Genomic DNA, 5,391 nt, shown 5'->3' with positions numbered 1-5,391 from the left:
GCGCCCGAGGCCGGCGCGCAGGCCCGCGGCGCCGTGGTCGACGGCCACCGCGACGACCGAGGCGAGCAGGCCCGGCGGCACCACGGCCATCAGGTCGCCGGCGACCCTGCCGACCAGGACGCCGGAGTCCTCCAGCCGCTCGAGCAGGTCGTCGCGCGTCTCGTCGGGTCCGCTCGCGCGCAGCACCCGCAGCCGCTCCGGCACCGACGGCGCGCCCTCGGCGGCGGCGAGCAGCACCTCCGCCGAGCGCAGGTCTCCGCCGACCAGCAGCTCGATCGCGCGGCCGCGCAGCCGGCGCTCGGCAGCGCGGCGCTCGGCGCGGCGCTCGACGGCGAGGCTGAGCAGGACGGCGGCGGTGCCGATCGCGGAGCGCTGGGGGTCGCCGGCGCCGCTCGGGAGTGCCACCGCCAGGTAGTGCTCGGGCCGGCCGGCGAGGCCGATCGGCCGGACCACCGTCGTGATCTGGCCCTGCATCGTGCTCGACACCGCGCCGAGGCCCTGGCCGCGGATCCCGGCGACCTCGGCGCGGACCAGCCCCAGGTCGAGGAAGGCGGGATGCGCGCCGAAGGGCCCCTCCTCCGGCTCGCCGTCGCGGTGGACGAGCGCGACGGTGCCGTCGAGCAGCTGCGCCAGCCGCTCCAGCAGCGGGCGCAGGTCGAGGCCGAGCGCGGCCTGGGTGAGCCGGCGCTGGAGATCGAGCGCGAGCCGGGTGGCGGCGGCCTCCTGGTCCTGGAGCAGCTCGGCCGCCGCCCGCGAGACGGCGACGAAGGGCGTCTCGCGCGGGACCTCGACCAGCGTCAGGCCGTGCTCGCGGCACGCCGCCACCAGCACCTCGGGCAGCCGGTCGTAGGTCAGGCCGATGCCGACGCCGAGCGCGGCGGCGCCCGCGGCGGCGAGCCGCCCGACGTACGCCGTCCACTGGTCGCTCCAGCCGCGCGTCCCGAGGCCGGTGGTGAGCAGCAGCTCGCCCCCCTCGAGGTACGGCGTGGGGTCGGGCAGCTCGCTCGTCGCGACCCAGCGCAGCGCCGGCCCGTCGACGACGTGCACCGCGCGCAGCCCGAGGCCGGGCACCGCCACCAGGTCCGGGACCGTCACCATGGTGCGATTCTTGCACAACAAGAAAGGCAAGATTGTGCAGCACGGTCATAGTCCCAGGCACCCGGCGCGGCCTACGGTCGAGGGGTTCGTCCGGACACCCCGGCACGGCATCGACTCCACGGAGGACCCATGAGCCAGCAGCCCACCGGCGGCCCCAGCATCACGCAGGAGCGACGCCTCGTCACCGAGATCCCCGGCCCGCGCTCACAGGAGCTCGCGGCCCGCAAGGCCAAGGCCGTCGCGTCCGGCGTCGCCGTCGGCCTCCCGGTCCAGATCGTCGCCGCCGGCGGCGGCATCCTGGTCGACGCCGACGGCAACCAGCTCATCGACCTCGGTTCCGGCATCGCCGTCACCACCGTCGGCAACAGCGCCCCGCGCGTCGTCGAGGCCGTGACCCGCCAGGTCGCCGAGTTCACCCACACCTGCTTCATGGTCACGCCCTACGAGGGCTACGTGGCCGTCGCCGAGAAGCTCAACGAGCTCACCCCCGGCACCCACGAGAAGCGCTCCGCGCTCTTCAACTCCGGCGCCGAGGCCGTCGAGAACGCGGTCAAGATCGCGCGCTCGGCCACCGGCAAGCAGTCGGTCGTCGTCTTCGACCACGCCTACCACGGCCGCACCAACCTGACCATGGCGATGACGGCGAAGAACATGCCGTACAAGAAGGGCTTCGGCCCGTTCGCGTCCGAGGTCTACCGCGCGCCGCTGTCCTACCCCTTCCGCGACGGCGGCCTCGACGGCGCCGAGGCGGCCCGCAAGGCGATCGACGTCATCGAGAAGCAGGTCGGCGCCGACAACCTCGCCGCCATCGTGATCGAGCCGATCCAGGGCGAGGGCGGCTTCATCGTCCCGGCCGACGGCTTCCTCCCGGCGCTGGTCAGCTGGTGCCGCGAGAACAACGTGGTCTTCGTCGCCGACGAGGTGCAGACCGGCTTCGCCCGCACCGGCGAGCTGTTCGCGTGCGACCACGAGGGCGTCGTCCCCGACCTGATCGTGACCGCCAAGGGCATCGCCGGCGGCCTCCCCCTCGCCGCCGTCACCGGCCGCGCCGAGCTGATGGACGCCGCCCACGCCGGCGGCCTCGGCGGCACCTACGGCGGCAACCCGCTCGCCTGCGCCGCCGCGCTCGCCGTCATCGAGACCATCGAGGCCGAGGGCCTGGTCGACCGCGCCCGCACCATCGGCAAGACCATGATCGAGCGCCTCTCCGCGCTGAAGGACGCCGACCCGCGCATCGGCGAGGTCCGCGGCCGCGGCGCGATGATCGCCGTCGAGCTGGTCAAGCCCGGCACCGACGAGCCCGACGCCGACCTCACCAAGCGGGTCGCCGCCGCCGCCAACGCCCAGGGCATGGTCGTCCTGACCTGCGGCACCTACGGCAACGTGCTGCGCTTCCTCCCGCCGCTGTCGATGCCCGACCACCTCCTCGACGAGGCGCTCGACATCCTCACCCAGGTCTTCCGGGAGAACTGATGACCGCGCTCCACCAGCCCGTCGCCCCCACGGCGACCGGGCCGCTGGCCGACGCCCGCACGCAGCTGCGGGAGGCCACCACGCTGCTCGGCTACGACGAGGGTCTGCACCAGATGCTCGCCACCCCGCGCCGCGAGGTGACCGTCAGCATCCCGCTGCGCCGCGACAACGGCACCACCGAGCTGTTCGTCGGCCACCGGGTCCAGCACAACTTCTCGCGCGGCCCGGCCAAGGGCGGCCTGCGCTACTCCCCCGACGTCACGCTGGACGAGGTCCGCGCGCTGGCGATGTGGATGACGTGGAAGTGCGCCCTGCTCGACGTCCCGTACGGCGGCGCCAAGGGCGGCGTCACGATCGACCCGCGCCACTACTCGGCCGCCGAGCTCGAGCGGGTCACCCGCCGCTACACCAGCGAGATCAGCCCGCTGATCGGCCCCGAGCGCGACATCCCGGCCCCCGACATCGGGACCGACGAGAAGACGATGGCCTGGCTGATGGACACCTACTCCGTCCAGCAGGGCCACACTGTCCTCGGCGTCACCACCGGCAAGCCGATCAGCCTCGGCGGCTCCCGCGGGCGCGCCACCGCGACCTCACGGGGCGTCGTCCACGTGGCGCTGGCGGCGCTGCGCTCGCGCGGCATCGAGCCGTCGGGCGCGACCGCCGCGGTGCAGGGCTTCGGCAAGGTCGGCCGTTACGCCGCGCGCTTCCTCGCCGAGGGCGGCACGCGGGTGCTGGCGGTGTCGGACCAGTACGGCGCGGTCTACGCGTCGTCCGGCCTCGACATCCCCGCCCTCGAGCAGCACGTCGACGCGACCGGATCGGTCGTCGGCTTCGCCGGCTCCGAGGCGATCGGCAACGACGACGTCCTCGAGGCCGAGGTCGACCTGCTCGTCCCCGCCGCCGTCGAGGGCGTGCTCCGCGGCGACAACGCCGGCCGGGTGCGCGCCCGGGTGATCGTCGAGGGCGCCAACGGCCCGACGACGCCGGAGGCGGACCGGATCCTGCAGGACGCCGACCGGCTCGTCGTACCGGACATCCTGGCCAACGCCGGCGGCGTGATCGTGTCCTACTTCGAGTGGGTGCAGGCCAACCAGGCCTACTGGTGGAGCGAGAACGAGGTCGAAGACCGCCTGGCCGAGCGGATGCTCGCCGCGTGGGACTCGGTCAACGCGGCCGCCACCCGTCTCGACGTCCCCCTGCGCACGGCGGCGACCTGCCTCGCCGTCGAGCGCGTGGCCCAGGCGCACCAGCTGCGCGGCCTCTACCCGTGATCCGCCCTGCCGCTTCCAAGGAGAACCAGATGACGAACGACCTGGCCGGCGAGATCGCCCGCCTCACCGCTGACACCGGCTCCGCCGCGCCCTTCGAGGTCCACGACCCCGCCACGGGCGAGGTGATCGCGAAGGTCGCCGACGGCACGCCCGCCGACGCGACCGCCGCGGTCGACGCCGCCGCTGCCGCCTTCCCGGCCTGGGCGGCCACCCCCGCCCGTGCCCGCGCCGAGATCCTGCGCCGCTGCTTCGACCTGATGCTGCGCGACGCCGACCTGCTCACCGGCCTGATCGCCGCCGAGAACGGCAAGTCCGTCGCCGACGCGCGGGCCGAGGTGAACTACGCGGCGGAGTTCTTCCGCTGGTTCTCCGAGGAGGCCGTGCGCGGCGAGGGGACGTACGGCGACGCGCCGGCCGGCGCCGCGAAGACTCTGGTGACCCACGCCCCCGTCGGCGTGGCCGCCCTCATCACGCCGTGGAACTTCCCGGCCGCGATGGCCACCCGCAAGATCGCCCCGGCGCTCGCCGCGGGCTGCACCGTCGTCCTCAAGCCGGCCGCGGAGACCCCGCTGACCGCGCTCGCGGTCGCGCGGATCCTGCTCGAGGCCGGTGTGCCCGAGGGCGTCGTCAACGTCGTCCCCACCACCGACGCGGCCGCGGTCGTGACGTCGTGGCTCGAGGACGACCGGGTCCGCAAGGTCAGCTTCACCGGCTCCACCGGCGTCGGCCGCACCCTGCTGCGCCAGGCCGCCGACCGCGTCCTCAACGCCAGCATGGAGCTCGGCGGCAACGCGCCCTTCGTGATCACCGCGGACGCCGACATCGACGCGGCCGTGGCCGGCGCGATGATCGCGAAGTTCCGGGGCGGCGGCCAGGCCTGCACCGCGGCCAACCGCTTCTACGTCCACGCCGACGTGGCCGCGGAGTTCGTGGAGAAGTTCGGCGCCGCCGTCGCCGCGCTGCGGGTCGGCCCCTCGGCCGACACCGACAACCAGATCGGCCCGGTCATCAGCGAGAAGGCGCTCGCCGGCATCACCGGCCTCGTTGACGCCGCCGTCGCCGAGGGCGCGCGCGTCGCCGTCCAGGGTGCGGTGCCGGAGGCCGGCTGGTTCTTCCCGCCGACCATCCTGGTCGACGTCCCCTTCGGCGCGGAGATCCTGTCGCAGGAGATCTTCGGCCCGGTCGCGCCGGTGGTGACCTGGACCGACGAGGACGAGCTGCTGCAGTCGGTCAACGACACCGAGTTCGGCCTCGCGGCGTACGTCTACGCCGGCCGGCTCCAGGACGCTCTGCGCCTGGGCGAGCGGATCGACGCCGGCATGGTCGGCATCAACCGCGGCATCGTGTCCGACCCCTCCGCGCCGTTCGGCGGGGTCAAGCAGAGCGGCATCGGCCGCGAGGGCGCCCACGAGGGCATCCGCGAGTACCAGGAGACGCGCTACTACAGCGTCGACTGGAGCTGAGTCAGTCACGAGAGTCAGCTCCGGACCGCCCCTCACCGTGCCGATGGTGGGGGGCGGTCCTTCTGCTCCCGGACGGTGTGGCC

4 protein-coding genes are annotated in these 5,391 nt (G+C 74.3%); 3 read left to right on the top strand and 1 reads right to left on the bottom strand.

Annotation, left to right across the window (positions count from 1 at the left end):
- A partial coding sequence (locus AB4880_RS04280) for a PucR family transcriptional regulator ligand-binding domain-containing protein (RefSeq protein ID WP_367917963.1) occupies positions 1 to 1,098 on the bottom strand: 1,098 nt, incomplete at its 3' end.
- Positions 1,099 to 1,227: 129 nt separating this feature from the next.
- Between AB4880_RS04280 and gabT the strand changes: the two genes are divergently transcribed.
- From gabT to AB4880_RS04265, 3 genes are read left to right on the top strand one after another with little or no spacing between them, the layout of a single operon-like run.
- Positions 1,228 to 2,571 carry a 4-aminobutyrate--2-oxoglutarate transaminase gene (gene gabT, locus AB4880_RS04275; RefSeq protein ID WP_367917962.1) on the top strand — a complete coding sequence of 448 codons (1,344 nt, stop codon included), beginning with the start codon at positions 1,228 to 1,230 and terminating at the stop codon, positions 2,569 to 2,571.
- Positions 2,571 to 3,845 carry a Glu/Leu/Phe/Val family dehydrogenase gene (locus AB4880_RS04270; RefSeq protein ID WP_367917961.1) on the top strand — a complete coding sequence of 425 codons (1,275 nt, stop codon included), beginning with the start codon at positions 2,571 to 2,573 and terminating at the stop codon, positions 3,843 to 3,845. Before gabT ends, AB4880_RS04270 begins: the two co-directional genes overlap by 1 nt.
- 29 nt (positions 3,846 to 3,874) lie before the next feature.
- Positions 3,875 to 5,308 carry an NAD-dependent succinate-semialdehyde dehydrogenase gene (locus AB4880_RS04265; RefSeq protein WP_367917960.1) on the top strand — a complete coding sequence of 478 codons (1,434 nt, stop codon included), beginning with the start codon at positions 3,875 to 3,877 and terminating at the stop codon, positions 5,306 to 5,308.
- Positions 5,309 to 5,391 lie beyond the last annotated feature (83 nt).

Origin of the sequence: Nocardioides ginsengisoli (assembly GCF_039537225.1) — a bacterium.
Taxonomy (GTDB): domain Bacteria; phylum Actinomycetota; class Actinomycetes; order Propionibacteriales; family Nocardioidaceae; genus Nocardioides; species Nocardioides ginsengisoli.
Note: the sequence above shows the minus strand (reverse complement) of the source record. Positions and strands in the feature narration are given on the sequence as shown.

Bases quoted from the DNA above. Each gene is read 5' to 3' on its own strand.
- gabT (WP_367917962.1), top strand. From the start codon at position 1,228: ATGAGCCAGCAGCCCACCGGCGGCCCCAGCATCACGCAGGAGCGACGC.
- AB4880_RS04270 (WP_367917961.1), top strand. From the start codon at position 2,571: ATGACCGCGCTCCACCAGCCCGTCGCCCCCACGGCGACCGGGCCGCTG.
- AB4880_RS04265 (WP_367917960.1), top strand. From the start codon at position 3,875: ATGACGAACGACCTGGCCGGCGAGATCGCCCGCCTCACCGCTGACACC.